The organism is Mesorhizobium salmacidum (SeqCode), from assembly GCF_037179605.1.
In the GTDB taxonomy this organism is placed as follows: domain Bacteria; phylum Pseudomonadota; class Alphaproteobacteria; order Rhizobiales; family Rhizobiaceae; genus Mesorhizobium; species Mesorhizobium salmacidum.
On record NZ_JAPYKS010000017.1, the window covers coordinates 47,562 to 66,614 of the forward strand.

Annotated in this window: 18 protein-coding genes and 2 pseudogenes; 6 read left to right on the forward strand and 14 right to left on the reverse strand. The window is 63.5% G+C overall.

Annotated elements, in window-relative coordinates; genetic code table 11:
* Window positions 1–9 precede the first annotated feature (9 nt).
* A complete protein-coding gene (locus O7A60_RS21995) occupies window positions 10–1,362 on the forward strand; it encodes a sensor histidine kinase (protein WP_337107983.1) in 1,353 nt (450 codons plus the stop codon).
* Between the two features lie 45 nt (window positions 1,363–1,407).
* Here O7A60_RS21995 and O7A60_RS22000 read toward each other — a convergent pair whose 3' ends face one another.
* The 6 genes from O7A60_RS22000 to O7A60_RS22025 form a co-directional block, all read right to left on the reverse strand.
* Window positions 1,408–2,286: an ABC transporter permease gene (locus O7A60_RS22000; protein WP_015318444.1), complete on the reverse strand. Its 879-nt coding sequence runs from the start codon at window positions 2,284–2,286 to the stop codon at window positions 1,408–1,410.
* 14 nt (window positions 2,287–2,300) lie between these two features.
* Entirely contained in the window at window positions 2,301–3,155 is an 855-nt protein-coding gene (locus O7A60_RS22005; protein ID WP_337107984.1) for an ABC transporter ATP-binding protein, read from the reverse strand.
* A 160-nt stretch (window positions 3,156–3,315) separates the two neighbouring features.
* Complete coding sequence (locus O7A60_RS22010) at window positions 3,316–4,329, reverse strand: ABC transporter substrate-binding protein (protein ID WP_140714077.1); 1,014 nt, start codon at window positions 4,327–4,329, stop codon at window positions 3,316–3,318.
* Window positions 4,330–4,504: 175 nt separating this feature from the next.
* Window positions 4,505–5,284: a 4-hydroxy-tetrahydrodipicolinate reductase gene (dapB, locus tag O7A60_RS22015; RefSeq protein WP_337107985.1), complete on the reverse strand. Its 780-nt coding sequence runs from the start codon at window positions 5,282–5,284 to the stop codon at window positions 4,505–4,507.
* Window positions 5,285–5,293: 9 nt separating this feature from the next.
* The gene (locus tag O7A60_RS22020) at window positions 5,294–7,387 is read right to left on the reverse strand and encodes an ATP-dependent helicase (protein WP_337107986.1); all 2,094 of its coding nucleotides are present in this window, start codon (window positions 7,385–7,387) and stop codon (window positions 5,294–5,296) included.
* Between the two features lie 72 nt (window positions 7,388–7,459).
* A complete protein-coding gene (locus O7A60_RS22025) occupies window positions 7,460–7,633 on the reverse strand; it encodes a hypothetical protein (RefSeq protein WP_015318449.1) in 174 nt (57 codons plus the stop codon).
* 109 nt (window positions 7,634–7,742) lie between these two features.
* On the opposite strand from O7A60_RS22025, the gene O7A60_RS22030 reads away from it, so the two are divergent.
* Window positions 7,743–7,883, forward strand: coding sequence for a hypothetical protein (locus O7A60_RS22030; RefSeq protein ID WP_337107987.1), 141 nt, complete (start codon window positions 7,743–7,745; stop codon window positions 7,881–7,883).
* Between the two features lie 35 nt (window positions 7,884–7,918).
* On the opposite strand, the gene O7A60_RS22035 is transcribed toward O7A60_RS22030, so the two are convergent.
* The 4 genes and pseudogenes from O7A60_RS22035 to O7A60_RS22050 all read right to left on the reverse strand — a co-directional run bounded on the left by O7A60_RS22035 (window position 7,919) and on the right by O7A60_RS22050 (window position 10,959).
* Window positions 7,919–8,140, reverse strand: coding sequence for a hypothetical protein (locus tag O7A60_RS22035; RefSeq protein WP_337107988.1), 222 nt, complete (start codon window positions 8,138–8,140; stop codon window positions 7,919–7,921).
* Window positions 8,141–8,382: 242 nt separating this feature from the next.
* On the reverse strand, window positions 8,383–9,543 hold the full coding sequence (locus O7A60_RS22040) for a M20 aminoacylase family protein (RefSeq protein WP_337107989.1): 1,161 nt from the start codon (window positions 9,541–9,543) through the stop codon (window positions 8,383–8,385).
* A pseudogene (locus O7A60_RS22045) lies at window positions 9,536–9,781 on the reverse strand (M20/M25/M40 family metallo-hydrolase); the annotation flags it as partial. The gene O7A60_RS22040 and the pseudogene O7A60_RS22045, both read right to left, overlap by 8 nt.
* Window positions 9,751–10,959 (reverse strand): diaminopropionate ammonia-lyase, encoded by a 1,209-nt coding sequence (locus O7A60_RS22050; protein WP_337107990.1) that lies wholly within the window; start codon window positions 10,957–10,959, stop codon window positions 9,751–9,753. The gene O7A60_RS22050 and the pseudogene O7A60_RS22045, both read right to left, overlap by 31 nt.
* A 107-nt stretch (window positions 10,960–11,066) precedes the next feature.
* Here O7A60_RS22050 and O7A60_RS22055 point away from each other — a divergent pair, with 107 nt between their 5' ends.
* Together O7A60_RS22055 and O7A60_RS22060 are read left to right on the forward strand one after the other, a co-directional pair.
* Window positions 11,067–11,546, forward strand: a complete 480-nt coding sequence (locus O7A60_RS22055) for an Lrp/AsnC family transcriptional regulator (RefSeq protein WP_337107991.1) — start codon at window positions 11,067–11,069, stop codon at window positions 11,544–11,546.
* 62 nt (window positions 11,547–11,608) lie between these two features.
* Window positions 11,609–12,751, forward strand: coding sequence for a flavin-containing monooxygenase (locus O7A60_RS22060; protein ID WP_337107992.1), 1,143 nt, complete (start codon window positions 11,609–11,611; stop codon window positions 12,749–12,751).
* Window positions 12,752–12,766: 15 nt separating this feature from the next.
* On the opposite strand, the gene speB is transcribed toward O7A60_RS22060, so the two are convergent.
* Together speB and O7A60_RS22070 are read right to left on the reverse strand one after the other, a co-directional pair.
* Window positions 12,767–13,576: an agmatinase gene (gene speB, locus O7A60_RS22065; RefSeq protein WP_337107993.1), complete on the reverse strand. Its 810-nt coding sequence runs from the start codon at window positions 13,574–13,576 to the stop codon at window positions 12,767–12,769.
* A gap of 109 nt (window positions 13,577–13,685) precedes the next feature.
* Window positions 13,686–15,806 carry a molybdopterin-containing oxidoreductase family protein gene (locus O7A60_RS22070; protein ID WP_337107994.1) on the reverse strand — a complete coding sequence of 707 codons (2,121 nt, stop codon included), beginning with the start codon at window positions 15,804–15,806 and terminating at the stop codon, window positions 13,686–13,688.
* A 97-nt stretch (window positions 15,807–15,903) separates the two neighbouring features.
* On the opposite strand from O7A60_RS22070, the pseudogene O7A60_RS22075 reads away from it, so the two are divergent.
* Window positions 15,904–16,189 (forward strand): annotated as a pseudogene (locus O7A60_RS22075) (type II toxin-antitoxin system RelE/ParE family toxin).
* A gap of 1 nt (window position 16,190) precedes the next feature.
* The gene (locus O7A60_RS22080) at window positions 16,191–16,478 is read left to right on the forward strand and encodes an addiction module antidote protein (protein WP_027144505.1); all 288 of its coding nucleotides are present in this window, start codon (window positions 16,191–16,193) and stop codon (window positions 16,476–16,478) included.
* A 46-nt stretch (window positions 16,479–16,524) separates the two neighbouring features.
* On the opposite strand, the gene O7A60_RS22085 is transcribed toward O7A60_RS22080, so the two are convergent.
* Window positions 16,525–18,402 carry an ABC-F family ATP-binding cassette domain-containing protein gene (locus tag O7A60_RS22085; protein ID WP_337107996.1) on the reverse strand — a complete coding sequence of 626 codons (1,878 nt, stop codon included), beginning with the start codon at window positions 18,400–18,402 and terminating at the stop codon, window positions 16,525–16,527.
* A 136-nt stretch (window positions 18,403–18,538) separates the two neighbouring features.
* The gene (locus O7A60_RS22090) at window positions 18,539–18,991 is read right to left on the reverse strand and encodes a Ros/MucR family transcriptional regulator (RefSeq protein WP_084636740.1); all 453 of its coding nucleotides are present in this window, start codon (window positions 18,989–18,991) and stop codon (window positions 18,539–18,541) included.
* Window positions 18,992–19,053: the final 62 nt, after the last annotated feature.

The window sequence follows — 19,053 nt, forward strand, 5'->3', positions numbered from 1 at the left end:
TTTGGCGCCATGAAGACTAACAGCCTGCGCCTGCAATTGCTGGCCTGGGTCGTGCTCCCCCTGGCCGGGCTTGCGACCATCAATCTGTGGACCAGCCAGCGCAACGCTCTGGCGACCGCCGATCTGGTCACCGACCGCATGCTGGTCGGCTCGGCCCGCGCCATCGCCGAGCAGGTCGCCATGGCCGATGGCGTACTCGATGCCACCATCCCGCCGGCGGCGATCGAGATGTTCGATACCGGCGATCGCGACAGCGTCTACTATCGCGTCGAGACCGCCGGAGGACGGTTGCTGACCGGTTACCCCGATTTGCCGCAAGCGCCGCGGCATGCGAGCGTCGAGGCGAGCTATCGCGACCATATGTTGCGGCTCTTGACGCTCAGCCACGCGGTGATCGGCGCCGGCGGCGATTCCCCCATAACGGTCACCGTGGGCATAACGCTCTCCGGGCATGATGCGATGGTGAAGCGGCTGTGGTTCAGTGCCTTCGTCCAGCAGCTGGCGCTCGTGGCGATCGCCGGCGTGTTCGTGCTGCTTGGCCTGCGCCGCGGCCTGGCGCCATTGATAAGCCTGCGCGACGCGGTGCGTTCGCCAAGCCGAAGCGACCTCGATCCGGTTGACGTGCCGGGCGCGCAGAGCGAAATCCGGCCTCTGATAGAGGCGCTCAACGCCTACATGGAACGGGTGCGCGCGCAGATGGGAGCGCAGCGCCGTTTCATCGCCAATGCCGCACATCAATTGCGCACGCCGCTGGCGCTGCTATCGACGCAGGCAAGCTATGCGCTACGCGAAACCGCCACCGATGCGCGCCAGGAAGCGCTGGTGGCGCTGCAGGCCAGCTCCGGCAAGCTGGCGCGGCTGGCCGAACAATTGCTCACCCTGTCGCGTGCCGAGCCTGGCAGCCGGCGGCCACGCGCCGATCGCATCGACCTGACAGAAGCCGCCCGCCATGTACTGGAAACGCAGGCGCCCGCGGCGATCGCCCGCAAGATCGATCTCGGGCTGGAGGAAACAGGGCCGGTTGCAGTCATTGGCGACGGCACCATGCTGCGCGAGATGATCGTCAATCTTGTCGACAACGCGCTGCGTTACTCGACGGCAGGCGGCAGCGTGACGGTGAAGCTGGCCGCCATCGATAGCGAAGCCGTGTTGACGGTAGCCGATGACGGGCCCGGCATCCCGGCCGAAGAGCGGGATCACGTGTTCGAGCGCTTTTATCGCATCGCCGGTTCGACCGAGGAAGGCAGCGGCCTGGGCCTCGCCATCGTGCGCGAGGTTGTCGAGAATGCCGGCGGCCGCGTCACCCTCGGGGATGGCGCGGCCGGCGGTCTGGTGGTCGAGGTCAGGTTGCCCCTGGCATGACCCGACCCGCGCCCAGCGCGGGCTCGGACTCTCCTCGGAACAAAATCAGGTGCCCTGCTCGTTGAACGGCGCCGGCCGCCACTTGACGACATAGTTCTCGAAGCGGGTGATGATGAATTCCACCACCAGCGCCATAACCGCCAGGATGATCATGGCGGCGAAGACGCCATTGGCGTTGAAGGCGCCCTGCGCGGTCGAGATCAGCAGGCCCATGCCTTGCTTGGCGCCGAGGAATTCGCCGACCACGGCGCCGACCAGGGCAAAGCCGAAGCTGACATGCAGGCTGGCCAGGATCCAGCTCATCGCCGACGGGATAATGACGGTGCGGGTGATCTGGAACGGCGAGGCACCGAGGATCTGGGCGTTGGCGATCATCGCCCTGTCGGCCTCGCGAACCCCCTGGAAGGCGTTGGCGAAAACGACGAAGAACACCATCACCACGGCGAGCGCCACTTTCGAGGCCATGCCGAGGCCGAGCGCGATGATGAAGACAGAGCCGAGCACGACGCGCGGCACGGAATTGGCGATCTTGATGTAGATCGAAAAGACATCGGCCAGCAGCCGGTTGCGGCCGAGAATGATGCCGGCGGCGATGCCGCCCAGTGCGCCGATGGCGAAGCCGAGGAAGGTTTCCTCCAGCGTCACATAGATCTGCAGCCAGAGCGGTCCCTGCGAGGTGCCCTCGGTGATCCAGGACCAGATCTGTTCCCAGATGCCCGAGGGGCTGGCGAAGAAGAACGGGTCGATGATGTTATAGTCGGCGCCGAGTTCCCACAGGCCAAGGAACGCAACGAGAATAGCCAGGCGCAGGCCGATGACCAAAGCATGGCGGCGGCGCAGCCGGGCCCTCGCCCGAGCCTCGGCAACGGCAATGGAGGCATCGCGGACGGCGGCATGGGAAGCGGTGGGAGAGATAGCGGTCATGTTGGTGTCTCCTCTCAATGCCCGCTCTGCAAGGTGCGGCTCTGGCCGAGCTGCACTTCTTCGCGCAGGTCGTTCCAGATCACCTTGGCGATCTCGACGAATTTCGGGTCGTAACGGATGTCGGCCATGACACGCGGACGCGGCAGGTCGATGCGGTAGGCGCTCTTGACCGTTCCCGGCCCGGCGGTGAGCACATAAACCTTGTCGGCCAGCGCCACTGCCTCCTCCAGATCGTGGGTGACGAAGACGACGGAGGATTTCTGTTCCGACCACAGGCCGAGCAATTCGTCCTGCATGGCCGTGCGCGTCTGCATGTCGAGCGCACTGAACGGCTCGTCCATAAGCAGAATCTTCGGCTGGTTGATGAAGGTCTGGGCAAGGGCGACGCGCTTGCGCATGCCGCCCGAAAGCTGGTGCGGATAATGTTTTTCGAAGCGGCCGAGGCCGACGCGGGCGATCCAGTCGCGGGCCCGATCATAGGCCTGCGCCTTGGGGATCCCGCGATAAAGCGGACCGGCGGCGACATTGTCGATGACGCTTCGCCAGGGAAAAAGCGCATCGGCCTGGAAGACGAAACCGATGTCGCGGCTGATATCGGTGACCGGTTTGCCCATGACGCGGACATGACCTGTGGTCGGCCGCAGCAGGCCGGTGACGAGGTTGAGCGTCGTCGACTTGCCGCAGCCGGTCGGCCCGACGACGCAGGCGAATTCGCCACGCGCCACCGTCATGGTGAAGTCGCGGATCGCCGTCATCATATGGCCGTCGGGCGTGACGAAGCGTAGCGTCACATCATCGATGGCGATCGCGGCATCGGCCGGCGGCGCGGCCTGAGACAACTTCTCAGCCGCCATCGTTTGCACTTGCATGGCATACTCCTGTGGCGATGATGCGAGAATGCCTGCGGCCAAAACTTGTGGTCGCCATCTCTCGACATCGGTAGGCGCGCCGCTGCCAAATCGATTCAGGCCAGCGGCGCAACTTGTTGTTCCTTAAGAGCGAACCGGGTAACCCGCCTCGCCTGCCTGCCTACTTGGCGGCGTCGACGAATTCCGTCGTGAAGGTTTTCGACAGGTCGATCTGCTTGCCCTGCAGGCTCTTGGAGAAGGTCGACAGAACTTTCAGCACCGTCTCCGGGCCATCGGCCGGCATGCGTCCGTCGGGCGTGAACATCGCCTTGCCGCCGGCGAGCCCCTGGATATAGAGATCCTTGTTGCCGGCGTAATAGTCCTTCGGCATCTTGTCGGCGATCTCCTCGGCCGAATGGCCGGCGATGAACTTCATCGTCTTGACGAAGGCATTGGCGAGCTTCTGTGCTTCGTCCTTGTGGCCTTCGACCCAGGAAGACTGGACGTAGAAGGATGCCGCAGGATAGTCGCCGCCCAGCGCTTCCTTGGTCTTTTCGGGCGTGCGCATGTCGACCAGGACTTTGGCCTCGCCGGTCTTGAGCAATTTCGCGATGGTCGGCTCCGTGGTCATGCCGGCCTGAATTTGGTCCTGCTTGACGGCGGCGATGAAGGTATTGCCTGCGCCGACCGGCAGCAGCGTGTAATCACCCGGCTTCAGGCCGCTGCGGACGGCAAGATACTGGGTCAGGAAATCGGTCGACGACCCAAGCCCGGTGACGCCCAGCGTGGCGCCCTTGAAGTCGGCCGGCGACTTGATCTCCGGGTGCTTGGCGGAGACCAGTTCGACCTCGCCAGGGGCCTGGCTGAACTGGACGATCGACTGGATGTATTTTCCCTTTGACTGCAGATCGACAGTGTGGTCGTAAAAGCCGACAACGCCCTGCACGGCGCCGGCCAGCAATTCATTCTCGGCCTCGACGCCGGCTCGCGAGTTGATCAGTTCGACGTCGAGCCCCTCATCCTTGAAGTAGCCGAGCTGCTGGGTGAGCACGGCAGGCAGGTAAATCTGCTTTTCCATGCCGCCGACTATGATGGTGATCTTGTCCGCGGCGGACGCCGCGGTCGCGCCCGTGCCGACAATGGCGAGCGTCAGCGCCGCCGAACGCAAGATGCACTTCGAGATCAAACCGGTCATGTAACTTCCTCCACCTGGGCGACGCGCCATCCAGGCTACGCCGCATTCCTCCTGCCGGCCACTCCCGCACCGGTCACGCGGCGAACGCCGCAATGAATCAATTGCATGCCCAAGCTTTCAGCTGGCTTTCAGCCATTTTAGCAACCGGGAAATGAAAACAGCCAGGATTTGCCGGTTACGATGCGCCAAAACCCAACACGTCGCGCATGTCGTACTCGCCGGGAGCGCGGCCTGCCACCCAGAGTGCCGCGGCGATGGCGCCACGCGCGAACATGATGCGGTCGCCAGCCGCATGCGACACGGTGACGGTTTCGCCCTCGGCGCAGAAGCTGACGCTGTGCTCACCGATGATGCCGCCGCCGCGCGCCACCGCGAAGCCGATCTCGCCCGCCGGCCTCGCGCCGGTGACGCCATCGCGGACGCGCCTGGCGACCGCGTCCAGTTCGACGCCGCGTCCGCCGGCAACGGCTTGCCCCAGCATCAGCGCCGTGCCCGACGGCGCGTCGACCTTGTGGCGATGATGCGCCTCGAAAATCTCGGCATCCCAGTCTTGCGGGCCAAGTGCCCGCGCTGCCCGCCCGACTAATCCGACCAACATGTTGAGCCCGAGCGAGAAGCTTCCGGACCGCACAATGGCGACGGTTTTCGCGGCGGCGGCGATGGTGGCCAGTTCGGCGGCATCGAAACCCGTCGAGCCAAGTACCAGCGCTGGTCCACCGCGCTCCGCACAGAAGCTGGCCAGGTCGGCGGAGGCGGCCGGCGTGGTGAAGTCGATGACCACATCGGCCACGGCAAGCGCCTCGCCGCGGCTCACCAGCCCATCACCGACACTGCCCGGGCGGTGAAAGCGGGCGGCAAGCGCCAGGCGCGCATCGGCCCGCACCGCATTCGCCATCTGGCGTCCCATGCGGCCGAGCGCGCCTGATATGGCGATCCTGATCGGCGGCTGCGCCATCGGCTCCTGCTATTTCCACATCCCGCGCATGCGGGCGCCGATGTCGACGCGCACCTCCGGCCGGGGTGCCCTGCCCTGCGCCGCTTGCGCGGCCGGCCACGAAAGCTGCTGGAAGGCGGCAAGAATGGAGGCCGGGATGAAACGGGTGCGCGAGGCATAGAGATGGCGGTCGCCGCGCGCCGCCTGGCCGTGCGGAAAGAAGCGCTGCGGCATGACCAGGTTAAGGCTGTCCTTGGCTCGTGTCATCGCCACGTAGAGCAGCCGGCGCTCTTCCTCGATGTCCTCCTTGGTGCCGACGCCGAGATCGGCCGGAATGCAGCCATCGACCGTGTTGAGCACGAAGACGTTCTTCCATTCCTGGCCCTTGGCCGAGTGGATGGTGGACAGGATCAGATAGTCCTCGTCGCGATGCGGCGGCCCGGCCTGATCGCTGGTCGCGTCCGGCGGATCGAGCGTCAGCTCGGTCAGGAAGCGTTCGCGCGAGGCATAGCCCGAGCCGATCTGCTCGAGCTGCAGCAGGTCGGCGCGGCGCGTGATCGCATCCTCGTGGATGCGTTCCAGATGCGGTTCGTACCACAGCCTGATCTGTTCGAGGTCGGCTGGCCATTTGGCGCCAGCTCGCAAGCCAGAATAAAGCGAGACAAAACCCGGCCAATCGTCGGCGGCGCGCTGCGGCGGACGCCAGCCGGCCAGGCCCATCGCCTCGTCCAACGCAGACGTCATCGCTTCGACGATTTGCGCGGCGGCGGAAGGGCCTATCCCCGGCAAAAGCTGCAGCACGCGAAAACCGGCGACACGGTCGCGCGGGTTTTCGGCGAAGCGCAGCACCGCCAGCACGTCCTTGACGTGGGCTGCATCGAGGAATTTCAGGCCACCGAACTTGACGAAGGGAATGTTGCGCCGCGTAAGTTCGATCTCCAGCGGTCCGCTGTGGTGCGAGGCACGAAACAGCACCGCCTGCGACTTTAGCGCGGTGCCAGCCTCGCGCTCCGCCAGGATGGTGTCGCAGACGAAATTGGCCTGCTCGACCTCGTCACGCACGGTCACAAGTCTTGGCTTGTCGGCGGATTTGCGTTCCGACCACAGGTTCTTGGTGAAGCGCTCCGAAGCTTCGCCGATGACCGCATTGGCGGCCGCCAGAATGTTCTCGGTCGAGCGATAATTGCGCTCCAGCATCACCACATCGGCGGTCTGGGCGAACTGCCTGGGGAAGTCGAGGATGTTGCGCACTTCGGCAGCGCGGAACGAATAGATCGACTGCGCGTCGTCACCGACCACCGTCAGCCCGGCGCCGTCGGGTTTCAGCGCAAGCAGAATCGACGCCTGCAGCCGATTGGTATCCTGGTATTCGTCGACCAACACATGGTCGAAGCGCCCGCCGAGATGCGTGGCGATCTCAGGCTCGGCGGTCATCTGCGCCCAGTAGAGCAGCAGATCGTCGTAATCGAGCACGTTCTGCGCCTGTTTTGCCTCGACATAGCCGGCAAACAGCTGCTTTAGCTGCTCGGCCCAGCCGGCGCACCAGGGGAAAGCAGATCCCAGCACCTCGCCGAGCGGCACCTGCGCGTTGACGGCGCGCGAATAGATGGCAAGGCAGGTGCCTTTGGTCGGAAAGCGCGCTTCCGTCCTGGAGAAGCCGAGTTCGTGGCGTACGAGATTCATCAGATCGGCGGAATCCTCGCGATCATGGATGGTGAAGGCCGGATCGAGGCCGATCTCCAGTGCATAATCGCGCAGCAGCCGCGCACCGATGCCATGAAAAGTGCCGGCCCAGGTCAGCGCATCCGTGATCACGGCAGCATCGCGGCCTAGCACCTCGCCGGCGATGCGCTCGACGCGCCTGGCCATTTCGGATGCGGCGCGCCGCGAAAACGTCATCAGCAGGATGCGGCGCGGGTCGGCTCCCTTGACGATCAGATGAGCGACGCGGTGCGCCAAGGTGTTGGTCTTGCCGGAGCCGGCACCGGCGATGACCAGCAGCGGGCCTGCAATCTTGCCGTCGCCATGTTCGACGGCCTGGCGTTGGGCGTCGTTTAGCCGGGCGAGATAAGCCGGCTGGACGGTCGAGTCCAAAAAGGTCGAATCATGGGCGGCGAGGTTCATCGCCCATCAAGCATCGTTTCCGCTTTGTTCGCAACAGAGAAGCAGCTCCGCCAATTCGACGGAACAAGAAGGTCAGCGTTTCGGGTCAACGCCCATCGACGCCGATTGCCGGCGCAACGCCTCGCGGTCGTTTGCGGGCGCCGGCAGCAAGAGAGGATCGACACTGTCGGGTACCTCATCGATCATCTTGCGGGCGAGACGGTAAGTAACAAAGGCCAACGTGCCAACCAGGAGCAAACGGATCATGCGGCGGTCCTCCTTCGCTGGGTCAACCTGAGGCAGGGGATTTTGTTCCCTCGGTGCAATCGAGCAACCAAACCGACACCGCGTCGTTTTGGGGGTGGAGGAAGTAGCGATGAAAAAGCTAGTACTGATCCTCGCGTTGGTGGGATTGGCTCTCCCGGCTTGCGACAACAAACTGCCGCCGACAAAGGCGCCTGGAGCGGACCAAGACCTCGCAATTCCTGTCGTGAACAATGGCATTGCTGGCCAGTGAATGGTGCCCTGCGCCAGACGACTACGGCATCGCCCTCAACGCATTGCCTCGAGGCGATCGAGGCGGAACTTGGAATTGCGCAGTTCGTGGCCTGCGTCCGGGCGCAGCTGTTGTATCTGGGCCGAGGCAGCGGTCAAGTTTCGTTCGAGTTCAGCGATAAGCGCGCGCACCCGCCGCGCTTCGTCCTGACGCACGCCTTTATCCAGTTTCGCCCGCGCATCTATGAACCACAGCAAACTAAAGCCTGCCGCGGTCATGGCAGCAAAACTCTAACTTCCGCCAAGCGCGAGCATTCTAAATTTAACGAAAGCTAATTTAGCGTAGGGAAGAAGGCCGGCGCCGCTTGGGAGGTAATCTGATAGCGCCGGCCAGGCGGATATCAGGTCCGCCGCGCCAGGGAGGCTAGCTGAGTCTTGCCGTTGCGTCATGCGAGATCAGGGATTTCAACCGTTCCCGAGCGTTTTCCCCCCGTAAAATGCCGCGAAAAGCCCATGAGGGTTCAAGTCCCAAGCCGCTGCCTGGCGATGGCGACATGGAAATTGACACCGAACAACAGCCCGTCATCGTTGAAGTCGTAGCTGGAATTGTGAAGCGGTGCCGAGACCTCGCCATTGCCGAGGAAGACGAAGCAGCCCGGCACATGATCGAGGAAGCGGGCGAAATCCTCCGATGCCGTCATCGGCTCGCGGGCGACCGCGATATTGCCGGGCTCGAACACGTGTCCGGCGGCGGCGAAGGCCGCGTCGACCAGTTCGGCATCGTTGCGCAAAGGCACGAATTCCCTGGTATAGTTGACCTCGGCGGTGACATTGTAGGCGGCAGCGATACCTTCGGCGACAATGCGCATCTGGCGTTCGATCGCGGCGCTGACCTCGGGGCGGAAACTGCGCGCGTCGCCAAGGATGCGGGCAAGGCCCGGCAGCGCGTTGCGGGTGCCGTCGGTGATCAATTCGGTCACCGAAACCACGGAAATGTCGGCTGGGCTCAGCCGTCGCGAGACGATAGTCTGCAGGTTGGTGACCAGCGCACAGGCGGCAACCAGCGTTTCCTGACCGGAATGCGGCCGAGCAGCGTGGCCGCCCAACCCCCTGAGGACGATCTCGAAAATATCTTCGGCCGACATGACCGGGCCGGCGCGGGTTTCGAAATGCCCGACGGGCAGGCCCGGCATGTTGTGCAGGCCGAATATCTCGTCGAAGGGAAAGCGCTGCATCAGGCCATCATCGAGCATCGCCAACGCGCCTTTTCCCCATTCCTCCGCCGGCTGGAAGATGAAGCGCACCGTGCCGTCGAAACCACCCTCCCCGGCCAGAAGCTTGGCCGCACCCAGCAGCGTCGCCGTGTGGCCGTCATGGCCGCAGGCATGCATGAGACCGGGATTGCCGGAGCGGTGGGGCGCGGTCGATTGCTCCGATATGCGCAGCGCATCCATGTCGGCCCGCAGCGCGATGGCACGGTTGCCGCTGCCACGCTTCAAAGTGCCGACGACGCCGGTGCCGCCGACACCCTCGGCGACATCGTCCAGGCCGAATTCGCGCAGCTTGGCCGCGACGAAGGCTGCCGTGCGCTTCTCCTCGAAGCCGAATTCGGGATGCGCGTGCAGATCGCGCCGCCATCCGGTCATCTCCAGCTTCAGCGCATCGCGATCGATTTCAGCCATTGTCCGATATCTCCTGATCCGCAAGGCGGGTGACGACATCAAGCAGGATGTTGGCGCCGGCGACAAGCTCGGCATCGGCGGTATGTTCGCGCGGATTGTGGCTGATGCCGCCGGCGCTCGGCACGAAAATCATCGCCGCGGGCGCGAGGCGCGCCATCATCTGCGCGTCGCGGATGCGGCCAAGCAGTCTTTGTGCGTCAATCGAGGTCATGGCTTTGCTTGAGAAAGCACCTTGCCGGCAAGCACATCCTCCGGATTCATGCCGACGAGTTCAGCATAGCGGCGGGGATCGGTTGCGCCTTCGGTGTTGACGACCAGCACGCGCGAAGTGGCGTCGAGGCCAAGCTCGGTCCTGTGACCGGCCATCGCCTGGATCAGCCCGGCAAGACCGACCCCGCCGCTTTCACCGGCGACGATGGCCGGATCGTTGCCGGCCGGCCGTGCCAGCCGACGCATGACCGCGATGGCGTCATCCTCGTCGACGGTCATGAAGGCATCGGCGGCGCGTGCCAGCACCCGCCAGGCGACCGGCGACGCCTCGTAGCATTCGAGCATCGCCATGACCGTCGCCTCGCCATGCGCGATCTTGACCGGATGCCCGGCCTTGGCGGCGCCGAAGACGCAGGCGGCACGGGCGGGTTCGACCACCGTGAAAACCGGTCTGGTTTCGCCGAGCACGATGGCGAGATGGCCAGCGATCGCGGCCGCGATGCCCCCGACGCCGGCCTGCACGAAGACATGGGTCGGCGGTTCGGAGAGCTGGCGCAGCGCCTCGCGCACGATCGTCGTGTAACCCTGCATGACAAGGCCTGGAATGCGTTCGTAGCCCGCCCATGAGGTATCGGAAACCACCGTCCAGCCTTTCTCCGCGGCGATGCGCGCCGCCTGCCTGATCGAATCGTCGTAATTGCCGTCGACGCGGATCATCTCGGCCCCATAGCGGGCGATGGCCGCGACGCGCTCGTCGCTGACGCCGGCATGGACAAAGATCACCGCCTTGGCACCGACGAGCTCGGCGCCTTGCGCGACGGAGCGGCCATGATTGCCGTCGGTGGCGCATGCAACCGTCATGGTCGCTGCAACCGTGCGAACGTCGGGCCGATCGAGATCGCCGACATCGACGGAGCGGCCGAGCCGCTTGCTGGCCTCTTCCAGGACCAGGCGGAAGACCGCATAGGCGCCGCCCAGCGCCTTGAAGCTGCCGAGACCGAGACGAAAGCCCTCATCCTTGACATGCAAAGCAGCGAGACCGAGTTCGCCAGCCAGCGCCGGCAGCGTGTGCAGCGGCGTCGTCAGATGATTGTCACGGCGGGCAAGGAAACGCTCGACCGTGTCCGCGCCGCCGATGCCGAGGATTTCGGCATCGGCCGCGTCCAGCGGTCGACCATGCAAGGCGTTTCGATTGGGCAGGAACATTGACGGTCCCTCCTCGGCGTCGTCTGAGAGAAGATATTGCAGGAGATGCGCAAAAGGCGCTGTAATTCGGCTCCAAGAATGCAAGTTTCTTTCGTCAGGATACGCCATTGCCTCAGCCGCCAGGTTCACTCGACAGCTTCGACCTTGCTATCCTTGCCATTTTGCAGCGGGACAACACGACGCCGCAGCGGCTGATCGGCGAGGCGGTGAACCTGTCGGCACCGGCGGTGCAGCGCCGCATCAAGCGCATGGAGCAGACCGGTGTCATCGCCGGCAATGTCGCCATTGTGGAGCCGGCGGCCCTCGGTCAGCCCATCACCATCTTCGTCGAGGTCGAGCTGGAAAGCGAACGCACCGAACTGATCGATGCGGCCAAGCGGCAATTCTCGGCGGAGCCGCAAGTGCAGCAATGCTATTATGTCACCGGCGAAAGCGACTTCATCCTCATCATCACCGTGGCCGACATGGGCGCCTACGAGGCGCTGACGCGAAAACTGTTCTTCGGCAGCAACAATGTGCGGAAGTTCCGCACCTTCGTCGCCATGGACCGCGTCAAGGTCGGGTTGACGGTGCCCTTGCCTGGATGAGCCGGTGGCACCCTTGCCACGTTTCTGACATTCTGGATCGCGAATTGGCGGTGGAGGCGCGCATGGACGAAGCCACGAAAGTCGCGATCATCGGTGCCGGACCGGCGGGCCTGGCGGTTGCTGCGTGTCTGCGGCAAGCCGGGCTGGATTTCGTCATGCTCGAAAAGGAGCAGCAGACAGCGCCAGCCTGGCGGCGTCACTACGACCGCGTGCACCTGCATACGACCAAGCGTTACTCCTCGCTGCCCTTCGTCCCCTTCCCCAAGGACTATCCGCGCTATGTGCCGCGCCATCTCGTGGTCGAGTATCTCGAAGCCTATGCAAAGCGTTTCGACCTCGAGCCCCGCTTCGGAGAGACGGTGCGGGCGATCGCCCGGGAGGGCCGCGGTTGGCAGGTGGAATCGACGTCCGGCGCCTTACGCGCTTCGCATGTGGTGATCGCGTCCGGCTACAATGCCGAGCCCTTGCTGCCCAAATTTGCCGGCATCGACACCTTCAAGGGCAAGACGCTGCACAGCGCCGACTATCGCAACGCCACGCCTTTTGCCGGCCAATCGGTGCTGGTCGTCGGCATGGGCAACACCGGTGCGGAGATTGCGCTCGATCTGGCGGAAGCCAGCGCCCGACCGACGATCTCGGTGCGTGGCGGCGTTCACATCGTGCCGCGTGAACTGTTCGGCGTGCCGATCCAGATGGTCGGCATGGCGACGCGGCTCGGGCCGCAGCGCATCAACGACGCCCTGTTCCCCGTCATCCTCGATCTGGTACTGGGCAGGCTGGAGAAGTTTGGGCTCAGACGGCCGAAGCAGGGACTGCTGCAGCAGATCGCGCTTGCATCGCGCATTCCGGTGATCGATGTCGGCACCATCGGCAAGATCCGCGAGGGCGCGATCAAGGTGGCGCCCGACATCGCTGAAATCTCGGAACGCGGTGCGCGTTTTGCGGACGGCAGGAACAGCGAATTTGACGCCATCCTCTTCGCCACCGGCTATCGGCCGGGCTATGCCAGGTTCCTCGAACCCGGCATCGAGCCGGCGCCTAGCGGCGTCAATGCCCGCGCTTCGGATCTCGGCCTCTATCTGGTCGGCTTTCACAACGCGGTCACCGGGCTGCTGCGCGAAATCGGTATCGAAGCCCAGGCGGTCGCCGACGACATCCGCCAGCGGCAAAACAGGAAAAAGGCGACTGAGACCCTGCCGGTGTGAAATTCGGCCGCGCTGTCAATCCGCCGCTGATGATGTCCTGAGCATCATGCCGGCGATCTCCTTCGTCAATTTGGCGGCGACAAGCGCCGTCACATTGGAGAGGTCCTGGCTCGGATTGTATTCAACGATATCAGCAGCAACGATCGGCTGGTTGATGCCTTGAATCAGGTTGATGACTTGCCGTGTCGACAGCCCGCCAGGCTCACGATGGGAGACGCCGGGCGCAAAAGCAGGATCGAGCCCGTCGATATCCATCGAGATATAGACGGGCGTCTTGAGATCAAGGGACAGGCTTTCGCTGAAATGCGCAGCCTCCACGACCTCTACGCCAAAGCGCTTGAACTGATCGCGGTGATGGTCGTTCACGGTGCGCAAGCCGATCTGGATCAGGCGGTCGGCAAGCCGCTCCTCCATGATCCGTGCGAAAGGCGATGTGTGCGAACGCGGATTGTCACCGTAGGCATGATAGATGTCGGGGTGGGCATCGATGTGAACGATCGTCAGGCTTGGATGGCGACGGCGCACCGCACGCAGCACCGGCCAGGAGATGGCGTGATCGCCGCCCAGGCTGATCAGGGGATGGCCTGCGTCCAGCGCGCGGTCGACTTCGCTCTCGATCCGCTGCCAGGGATCGCCCGGTTGGGCGAAGTCGATGTCGCCATGATCGACGAAACGGCCGGTCAGGTCGAAGCCGGTCTCGCTCCATGAGGAGTAAGCATCGCTGAGGAGTTCGCGCCTGATGAGCGGTGGCGCCTTAGCAGCCCCCTGAAGATAGGACGAATTCTCGTCATGCGGTATTCCCAGAAGCGAAATCGCGCCGGCCATCGACACTCTCCCATTTGCGACGGACGACTGCCTCTATAGAGACGGGAGTTGGCGTTCGCGACCGCTGGTGCTTGGGCCAGAGGTGGAATCGGGAACGGAATCAGCAGCGCTAGGCGCCCAGGTCTTCCGCCTTGCGCAGCCACACCTTGTTGTCGTGGAAGGCAGCGCCCCCGTAGGGGGCGGGCGCATCGGCTCCCGTCAGCACGTTGATGCCTTCGCCGCGCTCATGCGCGCTGTTCGGCCAGATGCCTTCGGCGATCACGACGCCGCGCTTGATACCGTCGAACAATCTGGCGTGCAGCACCACCTCGCCGCGCATGTTGCCGATCTCGACACGGTCGCCGTCGGCAAGATTGAGAGCCGCCGCATCGTCGGGATGCAGCAGGAGCTCCGGGCGGCCCTCCTTGGCCTTCGACCCCGGTGTTTCGGAAAAGGTCGAGTTGAGGAAGTTGCGCGCCGGCGAGGTCGCCAGCCGGAACGGATGCGCTTCGTCGGTCACCTCGATCAGGTCGACATGATCGGGAAATTCGGGCAATCGCGCCACCGGGCCGAACAAGCCCATGCTCTTCGGCGGCCGGTTGGGAGCCGCCTGCCCGGTCCAGTCGGCGCGGAAGCGGAATTTTCCGTCTGCGTGACCAAAGCCCCGGATGAAATGCGCCGTGTCGAAATCCGGCTGCAGGTCGATCCACTTCTCGTCCTTCAAGGAGTCGAAACTGCCCAGCCCGCGCTTGCCAAGAATGATGTCGATATGCTGCTGTTCGGTGAGGCCGAAGCCCGGCCTGCCGGCGACACCGAGGCGCTCGGCCAGTTGCTCGATGACGAAATGGTTGGTGCGCGGCCCTTCCGGCGGCTCGATCAGTTTTGGGCCGAGCGTGATGTGCTGGTTGCCGCCGCCCTTGTAGATGTCGTCGTGCTCGACGAACATCGTCGCCGGCAGCACGACGTCGGCCAGCTTGGCAGTGTCGGTCATGAACTGCTCGTGCACGCAGGTGAACAAATCGTCGCGCAGGAAACCCTGTTTCACCAGCCGCTGCTCGGGCGCGACATTCACCGGATTGGTGTTCTGGATCAGCATCGCCGTCACCGGCGGTCCGCCATAAAGCGCGTCGCTGGCGCCGGTCAGCACCGGGCCGATACGCGAATGGTCGAGATAGCGGATCGAGGGATCGCGCATCCTCGTGCCTTCGAGCACATCCTGGTTGAGTTTGAAGATGCCGGAATTGGAATGGAAGGCGCCGCCGCCCTCATACTGCCAGGCGCCGGTGACGGCGGCGATGCAGGACGCCGCATGCATGTTGACGGCGCCGTTGCGCTGGCGCGCAAAGCCGTAGCCGAGGCGGAAATATGTTTTCCTGGTCGTGCCGACCAATCGCGCGAAGGCTTCGATCTCGGCAACGCCAAGGCCAGTGATGGCAGAGGCCCATTCTGGCGAGCGCGTCTTCAGGTGCGCTTCCAGTCCTTTCGGATCGTCGGTGTATTTTTCGAGGTAGGCACGGTCGGCCAAGCCTTCCCTGAACAGGACATGCATGACAGCACAAGCCAGCGCGCCATCGGTGCCGGGCTTCAGGACCAGGCCCATATCGGCCTGTTTCATGGTCGCGTTTTCATAGACGTCGACGACGACGATTTTCGCGCCACGTTCCTTGCGCGCCTTGATGGCGTGGGTCATGACATTGACTTGCGTCACCACCGCATTGGTGCCCCAGATCACGACGCAATCGGATTTGGCCATCTCGCGCGGGTCCGGTCCGCGCAAGGCGCCTGCCCCCATCATCCAGCCGGTCCATGCGAGATTGGTGCAGATCGAGCCGAAGAAGCCCGAGTACTTTTTCGCATGCCGCAGCCGGTCGATGCCGTCGCGCTGCACCAGCCCCATCGTGCCTGCGTAATAGTAAGGCCAGACCGTCTCCGAGCCATACTTCTCCTCGGCCGAGATGAACTTTTCGGCGACGAGGTCGAGTGCGGCCTCCCAGCTTGATTCCTGCCAGACCCCCTCTCCCTTGGCACCCTTGCGCACCAGTGGCTTCAGCAGACGGTCGGGATGATGGACGCGGTCGGCATAGCGGGCGACCTTGGCGCAGACGACGCCCGACGTATAGCTGTTGGCCTTGGCGCCATGGACACGCCCGATGCGGTTGCCATCGAGCAGTTCGACCTCGAGCGCGCAGGTCGACGGACAATCATGCGGACAGGCCGAATGGCCGATGCGAAGGTTCGCGTGCTGGTTCATGGTCCCTGTTTAGCGGCTTTGGAGGGTGAGGTGTAGGGCCAGATGAATGCTAGCAAAGAGCCTTGACGGATCGTAGTTTAAAAACTACAATACAGCGATGTTCGAGCTGAAACAGACGGAGACTTTTCGCAAATGGCGAATGAAACTCAAAGATGAACGTGCACGCGCATTGATCGCCTCGCGCCTGGATCGCCTTACTTTCGGTCATGCGGGAGATGCCGAATCTGTCGGGGACGGAATCAGTGAATTGCGCATCCACTATGGTCCAGGCTACCGCATCTACTACCGCAAACACGGCAATACGGTGCTGCGGTGGAGATAAAGGCAGTCAAACGAAGGACATAAAAACGGCAAAACGCCTTGCGGGCGATTGGAGTGAATGACATGCCTGAAAAATTGAGTACGTACGACCCCGCCGAGGACCTCAATTCCGATGAGGCCATTGCCATCTTCATGACAGAAGCGTTCGAGACCGAAGACAGCGGGTATATCGCGCATGCGCTCGGCGTGGTGGCTCGCGCCAAAGGCATGACACAGATCGCCAAGCAGACAGGGCTGTCGCGCGAACAGCTCTATCGATCCTTCAGCGGCGATGGCAACCCGACATTGAAAACCACGATTGCCGTGATGAATGCCCTGGGAATGCAGTTGACCACAAGGCCACATCCCTGACGCCAAAGTGCGGCGCAATCTTCCCGCAGGAGGAGTGGCGAGCGCCCTACTCCGCCGTGCCTTCCTCATACTCGGCCGACATGGTCAGCCATTTTTCTTCGTGGCCGGCAAGCGTCTGCGCAAGCTGCGAGCGTTCCTTGGCGAGCCTCGTCGCAGTCGACGGATCCTTTTCGTAGACCCCCGGGTTGGCGAGTTCGTCCTCGATGCCGTCGATGCGCTTGCGGATGCGGTCCATCAGCGCCTCGGTGGCGCGGATTTCCTTGGCCAACGGTTCGAAGGCGGCGCGGCGCGCGGCCGCATCGCGGCGGCGGTCGGCTTTTGACGCCTTGTCGGCCTCCCGCTTGCCGCGACGGTCGCCGGAGATGCCGGTGACCAGCGTCTTGTAGTCCTCCAGATCGCCGTCATACGGATTGACCGCGCCGTCCTTCACCAGCCACAGCCGGTCGGCGGTCGCCTCGAGCAGATGGCGGTCGTGCGAGATCAGGATGACGGCGCCGGGAAATTCGTTGAGTGCATGGATCAGCGATTCGCGGCTGTCGATGTCAAGATGGTTGGTCGGCTCGTCGAGGATGAACAGGTTCGGCCCCTCGAAAGCCGACAGGCCCATCAACAGCCGCGCCTTCTCGCCACCGGACAGGTCCTTGGCGGGAGTGTTCATTTTCTCGGTCGTGAGGCCGAATTGGGCGACACGGCCGCGCACTTTCGATTCCGGCGCCTCCGGCATCATCCGGCGGACATGCTCATAGGCGTTTTCCTCAGGGCGCAGATCGTCGAGCTGATGCTGGGCAAAGATCGCCACCTTCAACCCCGGCGCCACCGTCATGGTGCCGGTCTCCTGCTTCAGACGGCCCGACAGCAGCTTGGCGAACGTCGACTTGCCATTGCCATTGGCGCCAAGCAGCGCGATGCGGTCGTCGGCATCGATGCGCAGCGTCATCTTCTTCAGGATCGGCTGGCCCTCGGTATAGCCAACATTGACGTTGTTCAGCGCAACGATCGGCGAGGCCACCGTCTTCACAGGTTCGGGGAAAGAGAACGGCCGCACCGTGTCGTTGACGATGGCCGAGATCGGCTTCATTTTTTCCAGCGCCTTGATGCGCGACTGTGCCTGTCTTGCCTTGGAGGCCTTTGCGCGAAAACGCTCGACGAAGGATTCCATGTGCTTGCGGGCGGCTTCCTGCTTGACCCGACCCTTTTCCTGCAATTCCTTCTGCTCGGTGTACTGGCGCTCGAACTGGTCGTAGCCGCCGCGCCAGAACGTCAGCTTCTTCTGGTCGAGGTGAACGATCGAATTGACGGCACGGTTGAGCAGATCGCGGTCGTGCGAAATCAGAAGCACGGTGTGCGGATACTTTGAAACGTAGTTCTCAAGCCACAGCGTGCCTTCGAGGTCGAGATAGTTGGTCGGCTCGTCCAGCAGCAGGAGATCCGGCTCGGAAAACAGCACGGCGGCCAACGCCACGCGCATACGCCAGCCTCCGGAGAAGGACGAGGCCGGACGGCGCTGCGCGGCGTCGTCGAAGCCGAGGCCGGCGAGGATGGTGGCCGCGCGCGACTCGGCCGAATGGGCGTCGATATCGGCAAGCCGCATATGGATGTCGGCGATACGGTGTGGATCGGTGGCGGTCTTTTCTTCTTCGAGCAACGCCGTGCGCTCAAGGTCGGCCTTGAGCACGATCTCTATCAGCGGGTCCTCGGTGCCAGGTGCTTCCTGCGCCACCTGGCCGATGCGCGTATTCTTCGGCAGGCTGATCGAGCCGGTCTCGGAGGGAAAATCGCCTGTTATAGCCTTGAACAGCGTCGTCTTGCCCGTGCCGTTGCGGCCGACAAGACCGGCCTTGGTGCCGGCCGGCAAGGTGAGCGAGGCGTGGTCGAGAAGCAAGCGCCCCGCCATGCGGAGCGAGAGGTCATTGATGATAAGCATGGCCGCGCTTTTGCACTGGACATCAACGCTTCGCAAGACCTTGCGGGCCAGTTGGCCGCACAAGGCCTGGAAACGGCGCACATAATGCGCCGCCAGAGCAGCTGATCAGTGACCTGCCATCCCGGCCAGCAAGGCCTCAGGCAGTGGCCTTGCCACGCTTTGTCGCCTTGGCCACGACTGCCGGCGCAGCGGCTGGCTTGCGGCCAAGTCCCGTCGATTTCGCCAGCGCCGACCGGGTCGCCGAGTAATTCGGGGCGACCATCGGATAATCCGGCGGCAAACCCCATTTGGCCCGATAGTCGTCCGGGCTCAAACCGTAGTCTGTCCTGAGGTGTCGCTTGAGCGACTTGAACTTCTTGCCGTCCTCCAGGCAGATGATGTAGTCGGGAAACACCGACTTTTTCGGATTTACAGCCGGAACCAGGCTCGGACTTTCCACGACGGCCGCGCCAGCCAGCTTTCGGACCGAGGCGCTGACGCTGGCAATCAGGTCAGGCAGGCCAGAAGCCGGAAGCGGATTGTTGCCTACATAGGCCGAGACAATATCGGCTGTTAGCTCGATAACGGTCTTATCCTCGATATTTGACAATTCTTTCACCTTATTTGTGACAAAGTCATCTACCCCAGTGAAGACTTTTGTCGATGTATCTC

Coding starts and splice junctions, on each gene's coding strand:
- O7A60_RS22020 (WP_337107986.1), bottom strand. CDS start 7,387: ATGAACCTCGCCGCCCATGATTCGACCTTTTTGGACTCGACCGTCCAG.
- speB (WP_337107993.1), bottom strand. CDS start 13,576: ATGGCCGGCGCGATTTCGCTTCTGGGAATACCGCATGACGAGAATTCG.
- O7A60_RS21995 (WP_337107983.1), top strand. CDS start 10: ATGAAGACTAACAGCCTGCGCCTGCAATTGCTGGCCTGGGTCGTGCTC.
- O7A60_RS22025 (WP_015318449.1), bottom strand. CDS start 7,633: ATGATCCGTTTGCTCCTGGTTGGCACGTTGGCCTTTGTTACTTACCGT.
- O7A60_RS22060 (WP_337107992.1), top strand. CDS start 11,609: ATGGACGAAGCCACGAAAGTCGCGATCATCGGTGCCGGACCGGCGGGC.
- O7A60_RS22030 (WP_337107987.1), top strand. CDS start 7,743: ATGAAAAAGCTAGTACTGATCCTCGCGTTGGTGGGATTGGCTCTCCCG.
- O7A60_RS22080 (WP_027144505.1), top strand. CDS start 16,191: ATGCCTGAAAAATTGAGTACGTACGACCCCGCCGAGGACCTCAATTCC.
- O7A60_RS22085 (WP_337107996.1), bottom strand. CDS start 18,402: ATGCTTATCATCAATGACCTCTCGCTCCGCATGGCGGGGCGCTTGCTT.
- O7A60_RS22050 (WP_337107990.1), bottom strand. CDS start 10,959: ATGTTCCTGCCCAATCGAAACGCCTTGCATGGTCGACCGCTGGACGCG.
- O7A60_RS22040 (WP_337107989.1), bottom strand. CDS start 9,543: ATGGCTGAAATCGATCGCGATGCGCTGAAGCTGGAGATGACCGGATGG.
- O7A60_RS22070 (WP_337107994.1), bottom strand. CDS start 15,806: ATGAACCAGCACGCGAACCTTCGCATCGGCCATTCGGCCTGTCCGCAT.
- O7A60_RS22000 (WP_015318444.1), bottom strand. CDS start 2,286: ATGACCGCTATCTCTCCCACCGCTTCCCATGCCGCCGTCCGCGATGCC.
- O7A60_RS22035 (WP_337107988.1), bottom strand. CDS start 8,140: ATGACCGCGGCAGGCTTTAGTTTGCTGTGGTTCATAGATGCGCGGGCG.
- O7A60_RS22010 (WP_140714077.1), bottom strand. CDS start 4,329: ATGACCGGTTTGATCTCGAAGTGCATCTTGCGTTCGGCGGCGCTGACG.
- dapB (WP_337107985.1), bottom strand. CDS start 5,284: ATGGCGCAGCCGCCGATCAGGATCGCCATATCAGGCGCGCTCGGCCGC.
- O7A60_RS22005 (WP_337107984.1), bottom strand. CDS start 3,155: ATGCAAGTGCAAACGATGGCGGCTGAGAAGTTGTCTCAGGCCGCGCCG.